Annotated in this window: 20 protein-coding genes, 4 tRNA genes and 3 pseudogenes; 18 read left to right on the top strand and 9 right to left on the bottom strand. The window is 58.7% G+C overall.

Annotated features, from left to right (window positions below; all coding sequences use genetic code 11):
- Window positions 1-25: 25 nt before the first annotated feature.
- On the bottom strand, window positions 26-1783 hold the full coding sequence (locus tag ACW4PC_RS04880; protein WP_455873025.1) for an adenylate/guanylate cyclase domain-containing protein: 1758 nt from the start codon (window positions 1781-1783) through the stop codon (window positions 26-28).
- A gap of 400 nt (window positions 1784-2183) precedes the next feature.
- Between ACW4PC_RS04880 and ACW4PC_RS04875 the strand changes: the two genes are divergently transcribed.
- Window positions 2184-2690: a GNAT family N-acetyltransferase gene (locus ACW4PC_RS04875; RefSeq protein WP_455873024.1), complete on the top strand. Its 507-nt coding sequence runs from the start codon at window positions 2184-2186 to the stop codon at window positions 2688-2690.
- Window positions 2691-2904: 214 nt separating this feature from the next.
- On the opposite strand, the gene ACW4PC_RS04870 is transcribed toward ACW4PC_RS04875, so the two are convergent.
- Window positions 2905-3930 (bottom strand): LysR family transcriptional regulator, encoded by a 1026-nt coding sequence (locus ACW4PC_RS04870; protein ID WP_455873023.1) that lies wholly within the window; start codon window positions 3928-3930, stop codon window positions 2905-2907.
- 86 nt (window positions 3931-4016) lie between these two features.
- Between ACW4PC_RS04870 and ACW4PC_RS04865 the strand changes: the two genes are divergently transcribed.
- Complete coding sequence (locus tag ACW4PC_RS04865) at window positions 4017-4919, top strand: NmrA family NAD(P)-binding protein (RefSeq protein ID WP_455873022.1); 903 nt, start codon at window positions 4017-4019, stop codon at window positions 4917-4919.
- Between the two features lie 253 nt (window positions 4920-5172).
- Here the strand turns inward: ACW4PC_RS04865 and ACW4PC_RS04860 are convergent, their stop codons facing one another.
- The gene (locus ACW4PC_RS04860) at window positions 5173-5460 is read right to left on the bottom strand and encodes a DUF1330 domain-containing protein (protein WP_455873021.1); all 288 of its coding nucleotides are present in this window, start codon (window positions 5458-5460) and stop codon (window positions 5173-5175) included.
- Window positions 5461-5555: 95 nt separating this feature from the next.
- On the opposite strand from ACW4PC_RS04860, the gene ACW4PC_RS04855 reads away from it, so the two are divergent.
- The 3 genes from ACW4PC_RS04855 to ACW4PC_RS04845 all read left to right on the top strand — a co-directional run bounded on the left by ACW4PC_RS04855 (window position 5556) and on the right by ACW4PC_RS04845 (window position 7439).
- A complete protein-coding gene (locus ACW4PC_RS04855) occupies window positions 5556-5684 on the top strand; it encodes a hypothetical protein (RefSeq protein ID WP_455873658.1) in 129 nt (42 codons plus the stop codon).
- A gap of 874 nt (window positions 5685-6558) precedes the next feature.
- Window positions 6559-6822: a DUF982 domain-containing protein gene (locus ACW4PC_RS04850; protein WP_455873020.1), complete on the top strand. Its 264-nt coding sequence runs from the start codon at window positions 6559-6561 to the stop codon at window positions 6820-6822.
- A 452-nt stretch (window positions 6823-7274) separates the two neighbouring features.
- Entirely contained in the window at window positions 7275-7439 is a 165-nt protein-coding gene (locus ACW4PC_RS04845; protein WP_455873019.1) for a hypothetical protein, read from the top strand.
- A gap of 1076 nt (window positions 7440-8515) precedes the next feature.
- On the opposite strand, the pseudogene ACW4PC_RS04840 reads toward ACW4PC_RS04845, so the two are convergent.
- Window positions 8516-8683, bottom strand: a pseudogene (locus ACW4PC_RS04840) (DUF1515 family protein); the annotation flags it as partial.
- A 108-nt stretch (window positions 8684-8791) separates the two neighbouring features.
- Between ACW4PC_RS04840 and ACW4PC_RS04835 the strand changes: the two are divergent.
- Together ACW4PC_RS04835 and ACW4PC_RS04830 are read left to right on the top strand one after the other, a co-directional pair.
- Entirely contained in the window at window positions 8792-9322 is a 531-nt protein-coding gene (locus ACW4PC_RS04835; RefSeq protein ID WP_455873018.1) for a c-type cytochrome, read from the top strand.
- Between the two features lie 108 nt (window positions 9323-9430).
- Entirely contained in the window at window positions 9431-9631 is a 201-nt protein-coding gene (locus ACW4PC_RS04830) for a hypothetical protein (protein ID WP_455873017.1), read from the top strand.
- 238 nt (window positions 9632-9869) lie between these two features.
- Here the strand turns inward: ACW4PC_RS04830 and ACW4PC_RS04825 are convergent.
- Window positions 9870-9946, bottom strand: a tRNA-Arg gene (locus tag ACW4PC_RS04825).
- Window positions 9947-9995: 49 nt separating this feature from the next.
- Window positions 9996-10301, bottom strand: a complete 306-nt coding sequence (locus tag ACW4PC_RS04820; RefSeq protein ID WP_455873016.1) for an ETC complex I subunit — start codon at window positions 10299-10301, stop codon at window positions 9996-9998.
- A gap of 287 nt (window positions 10302-10588) precedes the next feature.
- Between ACW4PC_RS04820 and ACW4PC_RS04815 the strand changes: the two genes are divergently transcribed.
- Window positions 10589-10665: transfer RNA gene (locus ACW4PC_RS04815), tRNA-Pro, on the top strand.
- Window positions 10666-10722: 57 nt separating this feature from the next.
- A complete protein-coding gene (locus ACW4PC_RS04810; protein ID WP_455873015.1) occupies window positions 10723-10920 on the top strand; it encodes an ECs_2282 family putative zinc-binding protein in 198 nt (65 codons plus the stop codon).
- 34 nt (window positions 10921-10954) lie between these two features.
- Here ACW4PC_RS04810 and ACW4PC_RS04805 read toward each other — a convergent pair whose 3' ends face one another.
- Window positions 10955-11440 carry a DUF192 domain-containing protein gene (locus tag ACW4PC_RS04805; protein ID WP_455873014.1) on the bottom strand — a complete coding sequence of 162 codons (486 nt, stop codon included), beginning with the start codon at window positions 11438-11440 and terminating at the stop codon, window positions 10955-10957.
- Window positions 11440-12021 (bottom strand): annotated as a pseudogene (locus tag ACW4PC_RS04800) (cold-shock protein). The gene ACW4PC_RS04805 and the pseudogene ACW4PC_RS04800 overlap by 1 nt, the downstream one beginning before the upstream one ends.
- 195 nt (window positions 12022-12216) lie before the next feature.
- Here ACW4PC_RS04800 and ACW4PC_RS04795 point away from each other — a divergent pair.
- Window positions 12217-12657: pseudogene (locus ACW4PC_RS04795) on the top strand (VOC family protein).
- Window positions 12658-12940: 283 nt separating this feature from the next.
- On the opposite strand, the gene ACW4PC_RS04790 reads toward ACW4PC_RS04795, so the two are convergent.
- Window positions 12941-13207 carry a hypothetical protein gene (locus ACW4PC_RS04790; protein ID WP_455873013.1) on the bottom strand — a complete coding sequence of 89 codons (267 nt, stop codon included), beginning with the start codon at window positions 13205-13207 and terminating at the stop codon, window positions 12941-12943.
- Between ACW4PC_RS04790 and ACW4PC_RS04785 the strand changes: the two genes are divergently transcribed.
- The 8 genes from ACW4PC_RS04785 to ACW4PC_RS04750 form a co-directional block, all read left to right on the top strand.
- Complete coding sequence (locus tag ACW4PC_RS04785) at window positions 13206-13418, top strand: hypothetical protein (RefSeq protein ID WP_455873012.1); 213 nt, start codon at window positions 13206-13208, stop codon at window positions 13416-13418. The genes ACW4PC_RS04790 and ACW4PC_RS04785 overlap by 2 nt on opposite strands.
- A complete protein-coding gene (locus tag ACW4PC_RS04780; RefSeq protein ID WP_455873011.1) occupies window positions 13357-13947 on the top strand; it encodes a D-Ala-D-Ala carboxypeptidase family metallohydrolase in 591 nt (196 codons plus the stop codon). The genes ACW4PC_RS04785 and ACW4PC_RS04780 overlap by 62 nt, the downstream gene beginning before the upstream one ends.
- Window positions 13948-14571: 624 nt before the next feature.
- A tRNA-Glu gene (locus ACW4PC_RS04775) sits at window positions 14572-14648 on the top strand.
- A gap of 354 nt (window positions 14649-15002) precedes the next feature.
- A tRNA-Glu gene (locus ACW4PC_RS04770) sits at window positions 15003-15077 on the top strand.
- A 219-nt stretch (window positions 15078-15296) separates the two neighbouring features.
- Window positions 15297-16160: a glycosyltransferase family 2 protein gene (locus ACW4PC_RS04765; protein ID WP_455873605.1), complete on the top strand. Its 864-nt coding sequence runs from the start codon at window positions 15297-15299 to the stop codon at window positions 16158-16160.
- Window positions 16161-16226: 66 nt separating this feature from the next.
- Entirely contained in the window at window positions 16227-16568 is a 342-nt protein-coding gene (locus ACW4PC_RS04760) for a hypothetical protein (RefSeq protein ID WP_455873010.1), read from the top strand.
- The gene (locus ACW4PC_RS04755) at window positions 16516-16962 is read left to right on the top strand and encodes a class I SAM-dependent methyltransferase (protein WP_455873009.1); all 447 of its coding nucleotides are present in this window, start codon (window positions 16516-16518) and stop codon (window positions 16960-16962) included. The genes ACW4PC_RS04760 and ACW4PC_RS04755 overlap by 53 nt, the downstream gene beginning before the upstream one ends.
- A gap of 2 nt (window positions 16963-16964) precedes the next feature.
- The coding region (locus ACW4PC_RS04750; RefSeq protein ID WP_455873008.1) for a hypothetical protein at window positions 16965-17241 on the top strand (277 nt) is incomplete at its 3' end.

Here is a 17241-nt window from a genome sequence, read left to right as displayed (position 1 = left end):
GTTTCTCGCATAGCGAAATGAGCCGTCACGGTGGCAGGCCTGCGTTTCGCAAACCATCGGCCCATCGTACGGCGTCGTCCGGTCGCCGGATCGGGAAGAAATCGTTGAGGCTGGAGAGGCGGAAGTCGGGATCAAGCTGACGCAATCGTGTCATCGCCTCCGTGGCCTCTGGAGCTTGTCCAGCCAGTGCGTGGCTTGCTGCAGCGACGCAGGTTGCGATGAAGTGGACCGGCTGCTCACGAATGGCCGCGTGCGCCCATGATGACGCATCCGCGTATTGGCCAGCAAAGAAGTAGGCGGCGGCCATTGCGGCTTGCGCATTACAAATCTGGGGGTCTTGTGGGTTCAGCCGCATGGCCCGCGTGAGATGATCGATTGCCCCCTCCGGTTCGCCAAGCCAAATCCTGGCCCACCCGCTGAACAGCCATGCTGAGGCCAAATTGGGATTGAGCCCAAGAGCACGTTGCAATAAATCTGCTCCATAATCGTGTGCGCCAAGAACATACGCGAAGGCAATTCCAGCGGTGCAGAGCGCCACCGCATCATCCTTGCCCAGGGCCGCTGCATGCCGGGCCAGCCGCTCGGTTTCGGCAGCCTCCTGCGCGTGATCGACCATCCAACCACTTGCCTTCCGCTGAGAATAGCAGCGCGCCGCCATGCCGTAAGCCGCAGCAAATTCCGGATCGAGTTCGATGGCGCGGTAAAAGAGCCGCAGAGCCTCATTGTTGGTTTCTCGGCTCCAGCAATGCAAGGCTGCCAAGCCCCGCAGGAAGTAATCGTAGGCGTCGAGGTTCTCGGTAGGCTTGTGCTTGGCCCGCTTGATCTCAGCCTGCTCGAGCTTCGGTCCGATGGCGCCGACCACGCTCGAGGTTACTCGGTCCTGCAGTTCGAAAATGTCTTCCAGTTCCCCTTCAAAGCGATCCGCCCAAATATGTACGCCCGTCGTGGCCTCAACAAGCTCGGCAGATATGCGCACTCGATTGGCCGCCCTGCGCACGCTGCCTTCCAGCACGTAGCGCACGCCTAATTCGCGCCCGACCTGCTTCACGTCGACAGCGCGCCCCTTGTACGTGAAGCTGGAATTGCGGGCGATAACGAAGAGCCAGCGAATGCGCGACAGCCCGATGATAATCTCTTCGACGATGCCGTCGCCAAAATAGTCCTGTGCTGGATCGCTGCTCATGTTCCCAAACGGCAGTACTGCGATCGATGGCCGGTCCGGTAACGCGGGTCCAGGCGCCCGCAACGGGATGATCTGCTCGAGGTGCGCTCGGAAGGTCCTCAGCGGGCGCGCGATATTCTTAAGGTGGTGCAAGCCCATATCGGCAAAACTAATATCGACCTTGCCATCGATCTGTCGGTACACGTCTTCGGAGATGCAGATTCCGCCGGCCTCGGAAATCTCCTCAAGCCGGGTCGCCACGTTGACACCGTCTCCCAGAATGTCATCGCCCTCGATTAGGACGTCGCCGAGATTGATTCCGATGCGGAACAGCATCCGTTGATCGGCGGGTGCCACCGCATTTCGCTCCGCCATCAACTTCTGGATGGCCGCTGCGCACGCGACGGCCGCGACGACCGAGGGGAACTCCAGTAGCACGCCGTCGCCTATGGTCTTTACAATCCGACCGCCGTGGTCTGTGATAATCGGCGAGATGGCTTCGCGGTGGCCCCGCAGCGCACGCGCCGTTCCGGCTTCATCGACTCCCATCAGCCGACTGAAGCCCACGACGTCGGCAGCCAGAATAGCTGCCAGTCTGCGTTCCACCTGGGGCTGGCCCACGGACTCGTACCTTTCTCCCAGTTTTAAGGCACGCACTATAGCACGAGCCTCCCATGGGGCGCTCGGCTCAATTTCGAAAGTCCTTGGAAGAAGGCCGGTGCATCGCCATCCAGCCCCTCTCTTGCTTTTCGACTAGGGTGTGAAGGCAGGTAATCCTGCTTTGTCACGTTCATTTCGCGCACCGTGCGCATGGCAAACAGGTCGCAATGACCGCGTTGGCGGAGCTGCGTGCCTCTGATCTGAATGGCCGCTATTGCAGTTCGGGCCTTGAAAGCGGACAGCGCGCTCCCAGCCCCCGAACCGCCAGTCAGGTATGCGCCCAATACCGGACATTCCGGGAAAGCATTCGTTATTTGCCGTTCATTTTCGTGTCGTAAAGCTCCATTGAGAGGGCCATAACATGCCACAACTGATGACTACGCTTGCAACTGACCGCTTAACGCTTCGTCCGCAAACATTAGAGGATTTTCCCGCTTATGAGGCTCTCTTAGCGTCGAAACGATCAGCCGGAATGGGTGGACCATTCGACAAGCGCACTATTTGGGGATTTTTTTGCGGTGACTTGGCGATGCGGTACTTCTTCGGCCACGGCGCACTCATGGTCGAACTGACTAAAACTAGAGAGTGTGTTGGACAGGTCAGCATCAATCACGGACCTCTTTTTCGTGAAAAGGAACTAGGCTGGTTTCTATACGATGGATATGAGGGGCACGGTTATGCCACGGAGGCCGCCAGAGCATTGCGTGACTGGGCCTTCGAGACGTTAGATTTACGATCTTTAGTGAGTTACGTGGCTCCAGACAATTTCAGATCAACGGCCGTTGCAATGCGGCTTGGAGGAATTCTCGACACATCAGCTTTAAGAGACGACCCCGAGGACCTTGTGTATCGTTATTCCAAAGCTTGAGTGACGCGATTGCGCTGCTTAGCACTTGCTCCGGTGAACGGCCGCAATGGGGGCGGATAGCGGAAGATGCCCCGTCCGGATCGCGCCCAAAAGCAGCCCCAGCATCAATCGCGAGCCAGTGCCAGGCTATCCCATTTGCGTACTACTTTCGACCGATTGCCATTTCTTCTCTGACCGCGGCTGCAAAGCGAATCTTTTTATGGATATGCTACCTTCAACTCGGCAGCCACCACACCCACATCGGGCGGTGGATTGGCTGACTGATTCGGGCCGAAAGGTGCCCGCCATCAGGTCTCGAACGCGGACTCAGCGGTGAGATTTCAGCGGCCGATGACATATCCGCCGCCGCCGCGACAATGGCGCGCCTCAACCAGATGTGCCTGGGAGTGTCCTGCTGACGCGCGTGCCAGGCGAGGCTCATCGTGAAGCTCCCAAGATCAAGGGGCGGCGGCCGCGACACGAAGCGCCTCATGTCGGCGGCGGATCGCGCCAGGCTCGACGGCAGGGTCATGATCAGGTCTGAGCGGGCGGCTATCTCCACCGCTGCAAAGAAGTTCGGCACGCGCAGCTTCACCCTTCGCTTCCGCCCCATGAGCGCAAGCACCTCATCGACGGGCGCAGGCCCGACGCCGGTGACGCTGACCACGATATGCTCAAGCGCCAGAAAGCGGTCGAGCGTGAGTTTTCCGACAGCGGCCGGATGATCCGTGCGCATCAATGTCACAAGTTTTTCGTCATAGAGGCGGCGGCGGCGGATGCCGGCGGGTGCTTCGTCAATCAGCGCCACCATCGCATCCGCGTCATCGTGCTCCAGCGCTTCGATTCCGTTCGCGCCCGGCGCGACAATGTCAAGATCAAGGGACGGTGCCTCGCGTGCGAGGCGGGCGAGCAAATGCGGCGCGAGCGCGGCGGCCTGAAGATCGGGCATCAGAAGCCGAACTTGCCCCATCGCCGTCGCGGGATCGAACGGATTCGCCTCCAGCATCTCGCCGATGCCGGCCAGTATCCGGCGCAAAACCGGGCGCACCTCCTCAGCGCGGGCGCTGAGGACGTAACCGCCCGGCCCGTTGACCAGCAGCGCGTCCGCAAACAGCGCGCGCAATCGCCCCAAAGCACGGCTGGCGGCCGGCTGGCTCATGCCAAGCCGGTGGGCTGCCCGTGTGACGTTCATTTCGGCCAGCAGCGCATCGAGCGCCACCAGCAGGTTGAGATCGATCTGAGGTAAATCCATTTCACGCATACTGACTATATACCTCATGCATTGGACGCATGGAAATCCCCCGTCTATCGTCTTTTGATCGACCAACCAATGACGGAGAAGAAGTCATGTATGTTGTGCTTGGAGCAAATGGGCGCGCTGGTGGCGAGACAGCGCGCGCCCTCATCGATCACGGCGAGGCCGTGCGTGTCGTCGTGCGTCACCCGGAACAGGGTGAAGAATGGACGGCTCTCGGCGCGACGGTCGCCGTCGCGAACATCGAGGATACCGAGGCCTTGGCCGATGCGCTGAAAGGCGCGTCGGGCGCGTTCCTGCTCAATCCGCCGCCGGTGAGCGGTGATCCGTATGCACGCACGGACGAACTCGGTGCTGCGCTTGCCGAGGCAGCACGGCGGGCGCATCTGCCCAAGGCCGTTGTCCTGTCGTCGATCGGAGCGCAGCATGCTTCGGGCACTGGCGTCATCGCCACCCTCAACAGGTTCGAGGCGCGGCTTGCCGGCGTAGCACCGGCGACCGCCTTCCTGCGGTCAGCCTATTTTGTCGAGACGTGGAGCGAGGTGGCAGGAACCGCCGTGTCCGAAGGCCTGCTCCCGACCTTCCTCGAACCGTCTCAGGAGATTCCAATGGTGAGCACGATCGATGTCGGGCGCACTGCGGCAGCCCTGCTCTGCGAGGACTGGACCGGGAAGCGCGTCGTGGAACTGGCCGGACCGGAAGACTGGAGCGCCGGCGATGTGGCGTCGGCCTTCGCGGAGGTCCTTGACCGCCCGGTGGTGCCGATGCTGGTCCCGCCGGAGGGTCGCGTCGCGCTTCTTGCCGAGGAAGGCGTGCCCGCCGAGGTGGCGGACGCGCTTCTCGGTATGTATGAGGGCATCGCCAACGGCCTGTTCATGCGCCAGGACGGCAGCGAGCACCGGCGCGGCACGATCTCCCTGGCAGCGGCGATAGAGCGCATTGTCGCAACGGTTGAACCAGCGATCGGCGCTCTGCTTCCCAGTAGCGGGCATTAGGGATGTGCGCACCGCTTCGGGGGCCTGCCATTCCCGTAGCTTGCACAGTGCAAGATTCGAATGCAGTTCAATGGCCACTGGGTTCAGGGGTAGACGGTCCGGTCCCCTTCCGGATTGTGCCACTTCGGGACCTTTGGCCGCGATAGGCGAAGGTCCCGGCTCGTACTTCGACGCGGATACTACCGCTGCATTGCTTCGAACGCGGCAGATCAATGGCGCAGAGGGAAAAGCAAGTCTTGCGAGCACGCGGTGTTCACACGCCCTCCAAGGCGACTAAACAGCTGCATGCGTTGGCGAGGCGGAACGGCTTGGCGATGGCGTACTCGCTTGAGCTGTACCATGCCTGCAGCGTCGCCATGTCAGGAAACTCCAGCAGGACAAGCCTCGTTGGCATCCAACTTCCTTCAAGGACCTCCTGGTCTCCGCCACGAGCCAGGTAGCGCCCACCGAACTGCTTGATCGTCGACGACGCCCTCTTCTTGTATTCCTCATACGCCTGAGCGTCGTGGATCTCTATGTCTGCGATAAGATAAGCGGCCATTCGAATGCCCCTGTGTACGGTACGCTGACCTAGTCGACAATCCTCCCTCGCCGCCGCTGATGCAATAGCCACTTTCCACCCGTTGAAGACATGGAGTGGCCGCTTGGGCCGGAAGCAATCCCTCTTGGCTGTTCACCGGATCGGACACAGGCGGTGAGCGCGCCGCCGCAATCATGTCACTCGTCGAATCCGCGAAGCTCGACGCTCTCGATCCGGAAGCCTAACTTCGCGACGTTCTAATCTAACGCGCATCGCCTGCAACCAGCCGCCTGGTTGGAGGCTTGCACGCAGCTACAACTATTTGTCAGCACCCCGGGTCCGGAAAGCGCGCCAGGCTGAGATGATAGCGAGCAACAAGAACAACCCTGCAAAACCCGCCCACAAAGAACCGCCTTGCGTTAGATTGTCACCGTTGGGAGTGAGGCAACTGGAAAATGCTTGGGATATGCAATCTCGAAACTTCCAGTACCTTTCATAAAATAACCACCCAGAAAAAATCGACATAGACGTTAAAACAAATACTGAAGCGTATTTCATTTTGTTCCTGCTATGACCTTGTCCCGCCGACTAGGGAAGGCCACCCGTTTGAATTTGATTCACTCGACAGGCTTTAGACTATTGGTTCCACCCATGTCGTTGTCGGAAAACCGTTGCATATTTTGGGCTCTTATGTGGCAAACGCAACGGCAACACGGGTATCCAGTTCATGTAAAGGGCCCTGTCGCGCGGCCTTGCATCGCCCGCTAGAGTAATGGCTCTTTCGAATGCCTGAGACCAGGTCTGTTGGCCGTCCGTCAACAGTCGTCTGACACCTTCCCATTCAAGCATTTGACTGGCCAGCGTTGTCTACGATCGCAGCGAACTTGAGGGGGTGGAGGCTTCAAGCCTCCTGTTGAGCTCGGTTCCGCGGGGAAGCCGACGAGACCTCTGCCAACCTGGAATTAAGAACGATCGTTTTTCTACTTCGGGTGACGTGTCCATCTTGGGCGCTAACACTGCTAAGAACTTGCCCGTCACGGTAGACGTTCATGCTGCCACTCCGAACGGCACGACTCTTGCACAGTTACTAATGTGTTTACCGCTAGGAGTTCAAGTGTAATGAACTGGCACAAATTCGGAGCGTTCGCGCCGCTGATGCTGGTGATGAATGGCTCTGAAAAATACAGGTTGGTGAAGTCGCTGGGAGACGCTGCAGAAGCCCTGTTCGCGTCGTGGCCCCTCGACGATGGCGAGGAATACCTCGTGGCCGTTAAGACGTGTTTGGAGGCCTTGCACGGCACGACGTCGCCGGCAGAGGCGAGATCTGCACTCATCCGAGCGGCCAAGGAAGCTGGCATTCCGGTGATCACTGTCGTTCACTGAGGGTCGCAGGAACAAATCAACACTGGAATGGTTTGGGACCATAGAAGGGAGCCCGCCATGACGACCATTCCGCCTGAGCCGACGCCAAGCCCAAAGCCTAGGCCGGTTCCTGATCGGCCGCCCGATGTTCCCGAACCGCCCATCGAAGAGCCCATTCCGGATTTGCCGCCGGAAGAAATTCCGAATCCAACCCCGCCCCCAAAAGAGTTTCCGCCGACGATGAAGTGAGTTCAAGCGCTCCCTCATGCCGCGCTCCTGTCGTTCCGCTGCTGCAGGAGCGCCATGAACGCGGCTTCGGACCGCCGTATGTGGAGCTGTGTGCCGCGCCAGCAATGGCCAATGCAGGCATCGGCAGCGTTGTGGGCTATTTTCTTCTGCGGCGGCAATGCCCTGCACTCGCATTCAGCCACGGCTGCAAGCCTTCCAGTTCTTCTTGCCTTTGGCGTCGAGTGTTGGCGGGAAGCACGACCGAAGAACATGACGCGCCAGGACGTGGCCGGGATCGTGCCATACATGTGCATCATCCCAATGGCGCCGATTTCGGCAAGCTCGTCGTCCGCCGGCTGGTCAAGGTCAAGACGGTCAAAGTTTCCGTTTGGGAAGACGCCACGCTTTAGGAGACCTCTTTGGCATCAAGACGAGATAATCCACTGGCTCGCGCGCGCCGCAAGAAAAGGCCCTTGGACGAGGCTCTCTTCTTCAATAGCAAGTTGGAATGAAGCCGGATCGCGAGCGAGGCGTAACATGCGCGCCTTCCTTCATAGACTACGGATGGCTGCTGAAATGCGTGCCCGACAAAGATCTAAAAATGGCTGAACAGCGATTTCTACGTGGAGAACCGGTCGAATGAACTCGGCACAGGGCCTTGATGATGAAATTGCTGATCGGGAGTTTGAAGCGGACGATTAGGAACATTCAACCGCCACGGATGTTCGGGGGAATGGATCGCGCGGCCAGATCTCCTGTAACCGTGCTTTAGCCCCTTGCACGTGGCCGTGCGGTCCGCCTCAACTCTTCGCGCATCGGTCTGTTAGCGTACGGAAACCATGATCCCTATCAGGCGTTCATCTTTTGAACGTCACGTCATCCGACGTTCCTCTGCGACGTCAACAACTAGCCCCGCTCCGGCGGGATCTGCTTCGGCGGGGCTCTTTTTAATGAAGGAGCGAATGTGAAGGCGAAGGAGCGCCGGCTGTGCCGGCAACTTACCCATTCGGCAGTCCGGTCGACCTTCGAAGAACTCCCATGCGGCCGGCGCTGGACAAACAAAAAGATGGCTTCGTTTGCCTTATGGGGCATTTAAGCGTACCCTCATTTATCGGTCCGACAATTTCAACCGGGTGCCCCGGGCCGCTTGAGAGACGATCTGCTCTTGCCTGAAATAGGAGAGCTGTTATGTCTCTTTTCGAATTAATTTCCTTTACCGATGATGAGATTGAACTGATAACGTCCGTAGTCGGCCGTTGGTCAGAGAGAAATCATGTCGATGTCAAAAGCGAACACGGCCAGGCTGCGCTAACGCAGGCCATCGCCCTCGTCAGTTCCGGGATGAGTTCGCAGGGTGCCATCGTGGGGAGGCTCGATGAGGTTTGCGCGCCGCCCGCCCCCGAGTATCCTAGGTCTCTTGTTGACTAGTAAACGCTAGTGGCGACGAGGTAGCCCTTCGTCGTATTGCACTACCGTCCAAGAATAATCACCCTATCCGCCGGATCGCGTCTGCGAACGTAACGCCCATCGCCATGCCGCCGATGCCGATGTCGGCAAGCGCGCCGATCCCCATCAGCTTCCAACGCTGAACATCATCGGTGACCTTTCGCATTTCCGGAAGATCCTCCTGAATGGCCGTGACGCTGCCTGAAATAGCGGACCTCTTCCGCGCAGTCGATAATTACAAATGGCTAATATATAGAGCAGGTTCGTCGTGTTATTCAGTTCGTTTCCAGTTGTGAGGTAAGTCACGGAGGGTAAGATGTTTCGATTGAGCGCTCGGTTCGCGTTTTTAGCCGCCTCTGCATTGGGTCTGCAGCCGTCCGTGGCAGCGGCTGCCGACGATTCGCAGATTGCGCGCGGCGAATATCTCGTCACGATCGGCGGCTGCAACGACTGCCACACACCGGGATACTTCTTCGGAAAACCGGACAGCTCGCGATTTCTGGGCGGCTCGGATGTCGGTTTTGAAATCCCGGGGGAAGGTGTTTTCGTCGGCAGCAACATTACGCCTGATAAGGAGACCGGCATCGGGAGCTGGACCAGGGAGCAGATCGTGACTGCAATTCAGACCGGGCAACGGCCCGACGGTCGCGCCCTGGCGCCAATCATGCCGTGGCATGCATTCGCGAAGCTCACCGAAGAAGACGTGACATCGATTGCAGCATTCCTTCAAAGCCTGAAACCGGTAAGCCATCAGGTACCTGGTCCTTTCAAGTCAGGGGAGAAGGTTTCAACCTTTATGTTCCGGGTCTTGCCGCCGGGCGAAACCGCAGCCGCCGCGCCAAACTAGGAGGTAACGGATGCCGGGTGAAGGTGACGGTGGAGTTGCGGGCGTCAGGCAGCAACCGAAGCAGCCGTTGAACGCTGCATCCATTCCGGCTATCGCACTTGCTCCGCGATGGGTGCCGTGTCGTCCTTGGCCACGACTTGGCTCACTCAGCATGACGATTTTGCGGATCGGCGCAGCAGAAAAGCGTCGCGCCGCGAACGGCTGTTCGCCGAATACATTGATGAGGCGTCGCAGGCCTACGGCGATACTCTCGTGCATGACGGCCTCAACGATCCCGCCAAAGCTGGATTTCGCTATACGCCATCATGAGCAAACTGCGTTTCTTCGCAATGCCTGAAACGCTCATAGCTGCCGAGGGTATCTGACCCGGATCTTCGAAACCTACGACGCCCCCGGCCGGGAGCGATGTCCGAAATCTACACGAAGGAAGCCGACAAGAAGAAGTTCGCCCGCGGCGCGTCGAAACGCCTGTCGAACAGAATGTGGGTCGCAGCTTTGGCCCTACGCGGTCGCACCTATAATGAAATCAATAACTTGGAATATGGTTTGGCGACCCCTGCAGGAATCGAACCTGCGACAACCTGCTTAGAAGGCAGGTGCTCTATCCAGCTGAGCTAAGGGGCCATCCGGCCGCTGCGTCCGTGCAGCGGCGAGAAGCGACATGCCTGAGCGCTCAATGCGTCCAGGGCTGCGTGCGGGTATAGCGGAAATTATCAGGATAAGCGACTGTCTGGCGAGCCGGTTCCTTCGGCGCGATCACGCGGTATTCGATGCCGTTGCGCTTGGCATAGGCTTCCGCCAGTTCCTGCGTCTCGAAGGTCAGCCTCACCTGCTGGCGCATATCGCCGGAGGACGTGTAGCCCATGATCGGATCGATCTTGCGCGGCTGCTCCTGATCGAATTCAAGCATCCAAAGATGCGTCTTCGCCTTGCCGGACTGCATGGCGGTCTTGGCTGGACGGTAGATCTTGGCAGACATCAGCTGCACGCCTCCGGATATGCGGGCCTGACCCGCTGTAACTTACCCTTCCACCCCGTCTCCGGAATGGTCTTCATCGCCTCTATAACGCGAAGAGATGAATTTTGCTTAGCCGCGAATCCCTCCACTTTCAAGAAAAAAGCCAACTGAGGGGAATGCTTGCGCCGCAAGCCAGGATCCAGCCCGCGGAGGGCTTGGTGATTGAAACGACAATGCCGTGTTGAAGACGGGGAAGACGCGAATTAGATATTGCGGGGCCGGGGTGAAGCGTGTATTGCCCCCTCTCACGGAGTGTAGCGCAGTCTGGTAGCGCATCTGGTTTGGGACCAGAGGGTCGGGAGTTCGAATCTCTCCACTCCGACCATCCTTTCAAAAAATGTTGTCTTCGCAGACGGCCAATGGCCCTGCGCAGGAGCCGTAAATGCAAGTTGAAGTCCCCTGCCCCAAGTGCGGCAAGACCCGGATGAACTTTCCGCGCCCGCAGCCGCTCGATAGCGACATCATCACCTGCTATCACTGCGACTTCGAACTCGGCACCTACGGCACCATAAAGCGCAAGATGGCGCTCTTCATGGACCGCCTGATCCAGGCCAAGGCCAAGCCGGTGAGAAAGCAGTAATTCCAAGAGATCGGGCCGACGCTTCGGCGCGCCGCTACTTTTTCCTCGTCACCGTGGCGCTTGCGACCTTGTCGCCGACCTTGATTTCGAATTTCCTGACGATGCCGGCATTCAGCTCGACGACGTATTTCACCTCGCCCATCGAATCAATGATCGCCCTCGAATAGGGCACGGCATTTTCCTTGATGTGGCGGATGGTGCCGCCGCTATCGATGAAGAGCATGTCGAGCGGCAAAATGGTGTTCTCCATCCACATGGTCACCCGCCGCGGCTGGCCGAAGTCGAAGATCATTCCGGCATCCTCGGCCATTTCCTTGCGGAACATCAGGCCGTACTGCCGCTGCTCATTGCTGGCGGCAATCTCCACTGTGAAATTCAGCATCCTGCCGGAGGCAGTCTGGATCACCAACGGCTCCTTGTCGAAATGCGGTTGCTGCTGGGCAGAGGCGGAGACGGCCAGGATGAAAAAAAGCGCCAGAAAGGCGCCTTTGATCGCCTGTATTGCGATGCCGCGAGGCATCAGTGCGACCGGCTTGCCGGGCTTGGCATATCCGGGTGGATTTCGGCTGCCATCAGGCCCTTGTCGCCGTCGCCGTAGCGGACGAGGACGACCTGGCCGGGGCGAAGCTCCGTCAGGCCAAAGCGGCGAAGCGTTTCCGATACGCACGAAGATATCTTCCGTACCCTCGCCGCGCGTCAAGAAGCCGAAGCCCTTCGTGCGGTTGAACCACTTCACCAATGCCCGCTCCAGGCCGCTCGTCGGGGGCGACCTGCACGTGGGTGCGCACCGGCGGCAGCTGTGACGGATGGACGGCGGTCGACTGGTCCATGGAGAGAATCTTGAAGGCCTGATAGCCGCGCTCGCGGCGTTGGATCAGCGCGACGATGCGCGTGCCCTCGAGGATCGTCTGGTAACCGTCGCGGCGAAGGCAGGTTACGTGCAGCAGGACATCCTGCATGCCGTTGTCCGGGACGATGAAGCCGAAGCCCTTGGCAACATCGAACCACTTGACGACACCGGTGATTTCAACGAGGTCGACGGCATCCCCTGGACAGCTCGTCGATATCGGTGAATTCCTTCGATGAAATCCTGTCAGCCATGTCGCCAGCCCCTCAATACGCGTCACACTGTTACGGTTAACTGATTCTTGCAATCAAGATTAACATCTTGGTAACGGATAAGCGCAAGTCCTGTTTTCGGTTATTCCCAACTGCTCATTTTAGTCGCATGCCTTGCCCGAAGCTGACCCCCCGCCACATAACGAAGCAGCTCCCACATTTTAGAGAGGAAATAGAATGCGTTATCTCCACACTATGGTCCGGGTGACGGATCTGGATGCCTCCCTGCATTTCTACGGCACGCTGTTCGGCCTGAAGGAAATCCGGCGCTCCGAAAACGAAAGCGGCCGTTTTACCCTGGTTTTCCTCGCCGCAAACGAGGATATCACAAATGCAGAGAAAAATGGCGCCCCCTGCCTCGAACTTACCTACAATTGGGATTCCGAGGAGTATACCGGCGGACGCAACTTCGGCCACCTCGCCTACGAGGTCGACGACATCTATGCGACCTGCCGGCATCTGATGGACAATGACATCACCATCAACCGTCCACCACGCGACGGCCGCATGGCCTTCGTTCGTTCGCCGGATCGGGATTTCCATCGAAATCCTGCAGAAGAACGGCAGCTTCCGGCGGCCGAGCCGTGGCTTTCGATGGGCAATACCGGCGCCTGGTAAGCTGAGGCTTTTGCGAGGCTTGCGGTTTTTGCGATTTCGGGCCGCCGCGCCCGCTTCGCGCTTGCCGCAAGCCCGCCCCGTAGGCACTCTCCGGCCGACTCGAAGCGGAAGACGACGCGGTTGAATTGTTCTCCGCACCAACGGAGACCGTCGCTTGCTCATTCTCCAAAAGCGGATGCCCGCCACGGGCGCGCTTCTCATCGCTGTTGCCGCGGTTGCCCTGTCGGGCTGCGTCTCGAACCAGAAGGCCCTCGATTCCGCAGCTGCCGTGGCTGCCGATCCTTCAGCCGAGCAGCTTGCCGCGAACACGCCGGGCAAAACCGCCAACGGCGCCTATCGTGATCCGATGGTCACGAATGTGTCGGGCGCGCAGCAGACGGCGGCAGCGCAGGATCCCGAACGCCGCCACCATGTCCGCCGGCACTGCGGCCACGCAGCCCGCCAATATCGGCGGCTTGGCGATGCAGCCAAGCCGCATCAATGCGAACGCGATGAGCATCTTTTCCGCCCAGCCGGCGAGGCCGCAGAACAACACGACCTCAACGATCATGCAGCCGGCGGACGCCAACGCCTATGCACCCGTTCAGGGCATCGATGCCGCGCGCAGCAGCGTCTTCAGCGCGCCGCCGCCCGCCCAGCCGGCACAGGACGGCGCGATGCTTCTGCCGCAGCAATCCTCCGAGAAAACCAGCGCACGGCTTGCACCTGCCTATCAGACCGGCAATCGCTCGCGACAGGAAACCTGCAAGGCGGGTCGATAAGAATGCGCTCTATGCCGCTCCGAAGCAGAACCTCGTCGGCGGCCTCGCCGGGCTCCTTGAGAAGGCGTCTCTGCCGGGCATGACGCGCGTGGCACCGAACGGCCTGCACATCCAAAATGGCAATGTCGAAGTCGGCTGCGTTAAGCCCGGGATGCTCAATGTCATCAAGGCGGTCGAAACCCATTTCGGCAAGCCGGTCATCGTCACCTCCGGATATCGCGACGCGGGGCATAACCGCATGGTCGGCGGCGCCGAGAGAATTCGATGCACAAGACCTGCCGATGCCGCCGATATCAAGATCGAGGGCGTCTCCAACGGGGATATCGCCGCCTTTATCCGATCCCTGGCCGGACCGCGGCGGCGTCGGCACCTATTGCCACGCCGAATCGGTCCATCTCTGACACCGGCAAAAGCCGCGACTGGAACTGGAGCTGTGGCGCCGGACGCGCCAGGGCACCGAATGCAAGAGCCATCTGACGGGCGCGCAGTTCCCGCATCACGTTGCGGCAACGCCGCAGCATCCCGTTAAAGGAACAGTCGGCAGCCTATTGATTCAGCTCGGATAATCGGTCTCTCACACAGGCTCTGATTTCCTATCATTTTTTTGAAAGAAATCCGAAATTCCCGCTTGCCGGATCCAAAGCGCCTGACTATAAGGGCGCCACCACGAAGGAAGCGCCCTTCGTCTTATCGGTTAGGACGCCAGATTTTTCATTCTGGGAAGAGGGGTTAAAGACTTCCTCCTAGGGCGTGCCATCAATCCATCGATAAAATCAGCAATCCGGACAGTTTTCCGGTAGCTCCACGGGTAAACATTTACCTCGACCCCGCTAAAAAGCATGTTCCCCGGAACCCCAACCCTTTTCAACTATCAGAAAAGCAGTTCGGCGGCGTCCCCCGAGACGGGTTCCTTCGTTGAGTTCGCGGCCCAAGTACGTCTGCACTGCTACATTCTTATCCCTGTAGCGGCCATGATCTCGCTCGGGAGCATCCTACTTCCACGGTTCGGCGGTATGGCGTGTGGTTTGCGTCGTCATTTGGAGACGGCCGGGGGCGAGAGGCGCCCCGGGCGTGCCATTTTTCTTTTCATTGTGTCTGTTTATCGGTACGCTTGAGAAAGCGGTCGAGTGTTCCTATCGGCACCCGACACAACGCGCCCTTCGTCGTTCGGTTAGGACGACAGATTCTCAGATTCTGTAAAGACCAGTTCGACTCTCGTAGGGCGTACCAAATTTATCAAATAAAATCATATGGTTATTTAGAATAGAAAATAGAGTAACGATCCATGATTCGGGCAGGCCGGGAACAGCTTTGCGGCGGGCGCCCTCGCGCCGAGCAAAGCAAGCGCCGACGGTATTGCAGAGCAGGATTTTTCCGCCGACAAGTCCGAAATGATGATCCCGGCGACGCGCCGACATCGAAGGTTGAACAAATCCGCGCAGGATGATTTGTTCGTCCCGACACGGGCTGCAACAACCGTCTTTTCCACAAGCCTCGAAAAAATCTGCGTGATCGCAAATTTTTCGCGTTTTGCCGCTTGCGGCGCACAAAAGTGCTGACTATAAGGGCGCCACCACGAAGGAAGCGCCCTTCGTCTATCGGTTAGGACACCAGATTTTCATTCTGGGAAGAGGGGTTCGACTCCCCGAGGGCGTGCCATTTTCTCCTCTCAGTTACAATTACATCGCCGGGCGAGCCATTGCGGTCTTGCCTACCGCCTGGCCCTCCGCAAGCCTCGTGCAACTCGCGCTCTATGAGCATGGCAAGCGGGTCTGCTTCGGTTCTTCGGAGCGCCGACCATCGCTCTTGCCGGCGGAACGGGGCAGACGTTTTAAACGGCTTGAGAGAGGTACCTGAGGGGAGAAACATTTGCCGCGCGTGTCGATCTGTATACCGGCCTACAAGCCCGATTTCTTTGAACTCGCGCTGAAAAGCGCGATCGCGCAAAGTTTCGATGACACGGAAATCATTGTCTCCGACGATTGCCCGACGGATGCGATCGAGAAGATCTGCCAAAGATACTCAGGCGTTGTTCAGTACAGCCGCAATCCGGATCCTGCCGAGTACAAAAACGTCATACGGCTCGCCGGGCTCGCCAGCGGCGAGTACATCAAATATCTCTTCGACGACGACGTCCTCAATCCGTTCTGCATCCAGTACCTGCTTCAGGCGCTTGAAGCCACACAGAACCGAGGGACGAAACTTGCGTTTTCCCCGCGCTATTTCATCGACGAGCGGAACCAGGTTACGAATTTCGGCAACGGATTGATGGTCGAAGGCTCTCTGAAGGTGATCGAGGGCCGCGACTTCATACGCATCACCGCCGTCAAGCATCATAACCTGCTTGGGGAATTCTCGTCGGTGCTCATGCGAACGGCCGATTGCTTCGATGAATCTGGCCGTTTCGGTCTTTTCAAGGTCGTGGACGGCATCATTTCCGGACCGCTCGATCTTTCGTCCTGGGTTGGGCTCTCCCTCCGCGGAGCGATCGTCGGGCATCCCATGCCCCTCTCCTATTTCCGCCAGCACTCCAATTCGCAGTCCAATCCGGTGGCCAACCGCTATTTCATCTACTCGATCACCTACTACGAGGAAATGCTCGATCTCGCGATCGAGAAGGGCTACCTGCAGCCCTCCGATCTACCCATCGCCCATCGGAACCTCATCAATCACTATTCCTACTGGAGAGGATTGTTCCCGGAACTGGATGAACGGATCGCCCGCATCAGCACACGTCTCTAAGTCCATGCAGGCGCAATAGAAATCGCAAAGGATTAAATCATAATGGATGGAATCACGGGATCAGGGATGCAAAAGCTCATTGAAAGTGCCGCGACGTTACGCTCCGCGCTTGCCGCGAGATCGGAAGTTCACGAACTGAAGTTGCGCGCGCTTTTGGAACTCGCCGACGAATTGAAGATCGCGAAAGAGTATACCGCCAGCCTGCCGCCGATTGAAATCGGCAGCATCACGCTTGTCGACCAGGTTGTCCTGGTGCTGCTCGCCAAGATCGTGACGCCGCGCAAGATCATCGAGATCGGCACGTACAAAGGTTTCACCACACGCCTTTTCATCGAAAACACGCCGAGACTGCGACGTGGTCTCCATCGACTTGCCGAAGGGCCTCACGGCGCATCTAGCCGAGACTGACGAGCGCAGCGCCTTGTCGTCCGCCGAGCAGAATGACGACTATCTCCGCAAGCGCCAGGAAATCGACGGCGAGGCCTATCTCGCGTCGATCACCGAGGCGCAACGGAAGCGCCTCACGCTCGTCAAGGAAGACTCGACGACGATCAATTTCAAGGAGGCCTTCCAGTCGGCCGAGATGATCTTCATCGATGGCGGGCATGAGCACCAGATCGTCCGGGCGGATACGGAAAACGCATTCGGCATCGTCAAACGCGGCGTTATCGTCTGGCATGACTACAATTCTAAGATCCACGGGGACGTCACCGAGTATTTGGCGGAGTTCTCGAAATCGCAGGTGGTCTTCCATGTCGCAAACAGCCTTGTGGCCTTTGCGCTGGTCAACATAGAGCTCTGATCATGGGTGCTAGCGAGATCAAAATCGGCAGCCTGTTGACGAAGGACGAGTTCCGGGAACTCACGGCACCGAACGACCGGATCGCTTATTCCCACCTTGCGCTCAGGATCGGCATCCATGCCGGCCTGCTCTTCGCGATGGTCCGCGCATGGGAAGGCGCCTATCCCGCTCTTGCTTTCGCAGCCTTTTATATTAACGCCGTCCTATGGCAGTTCGCCGGCTACGCCGGCATCGGCCATGAGCTGTTTCACAAGAAGGTCTTCAGCAGGAAATGGCTGA

The sequence above is a fragment of the Rhizobium yanglingense genome, from assembly GCF_977109285.1.
The sequence above is the reverse complement of the archived record's forward strand: the minus strand, read 5'-3'. Positions and strand labels throughout refer to the sequence as shown.

Coding starts and splice junctions, on each gene's coding strand:
- ACW4PC_RS04875 (WP_455873024.1), top strand. CDS start 2,184: ATGCCACAACTGATGACTACGCTTGCAACTGACCGCTTAACGCTTCGT.
- ACW4PC_RS04870 (WP_455873023.1), bottom strand. CDS start 3,930: ATGCGTGAAATGGATTTACCTCAGATCGATCTCAACCTGCTGGTGGCG.
- ACW4PC_RS04865 (WP_455873022.1), top strand. CDS start 4,017: ATGTATGTTGTGCTTGGAGCAAATGGGCGCGCTGGTGGCGAGACAGCG.
- ACW4PC_RS04860 (WP_455873021.1), bottom strand. CDS start 5,460: ATGGCCGCTTATCTTATCGCAGACATAGAGATCCACGACGCTCAGGCG.
- ACW4PC_RS04850 (WP_455873020.1), top strand. CDS start 6,559: ATGAACTGGCACAAATTCGGAGCGTTCGCGCCGCTGATGCTGGTGATG.
- ACW4PC_RS04835 (WP_455873018.1), top strand. CDS start 8,792: ATGTTTCGATTGAGCGCTCGGTTCGCGTTTTTAGCCGCCTCTGCATTG.
- ACW4PC_RS04830 (WP_455873017.1), top strand. CDS start 9,431: ATGGGTGCCGTGTCGTCCTTGGCCACGACTTGGCTCACTCAGCATGAC.
- ACW4PC_RS04820 (WP_455873016.1), bottom strand. CDS start 10,301: ATGTCTGCCAAGATCTACCGTCCAGCCAAGACCGCCATGCAGTCCGGC.
- ACW4PC_RS04810 (WP_455873015.1), top strand. CDS start 10,723: ATGCAAGTTGAAGTCCCCTGCCCCAAGTGCGGCAAGACCCGGATGAAC.
- ACW4PC_RS04805 (WP_455873014.1), bottom strand. CDS start 11,440: ATGCCTCGCGGCATCGCAATACAGGCGATCAAAGGCGCCTTTCTGGCG.
- ACW4PC_RS04785 (WP_455873012.1), top strand. CDS start 13,206: ATGCAGCCGGCGGACGCCAACGCCTATGCACCCGTTCAGGGCATCGAT.
- ACW4PC_RS04790 (WP_455873013.1), bottom strand. CDS start 13,207: ATGATCGTTGAGGTCGTGTTGTTCTGCGGCCTCGCCGGCTGGGCGGAA.
- ACW4PC_RS04760 (WP_455873010.1), top strand. CDS start 16,227: ATGCAAAAGCTCATTGAAAGTGCCGCGACGTTACGCTCCGCGCTTGCC.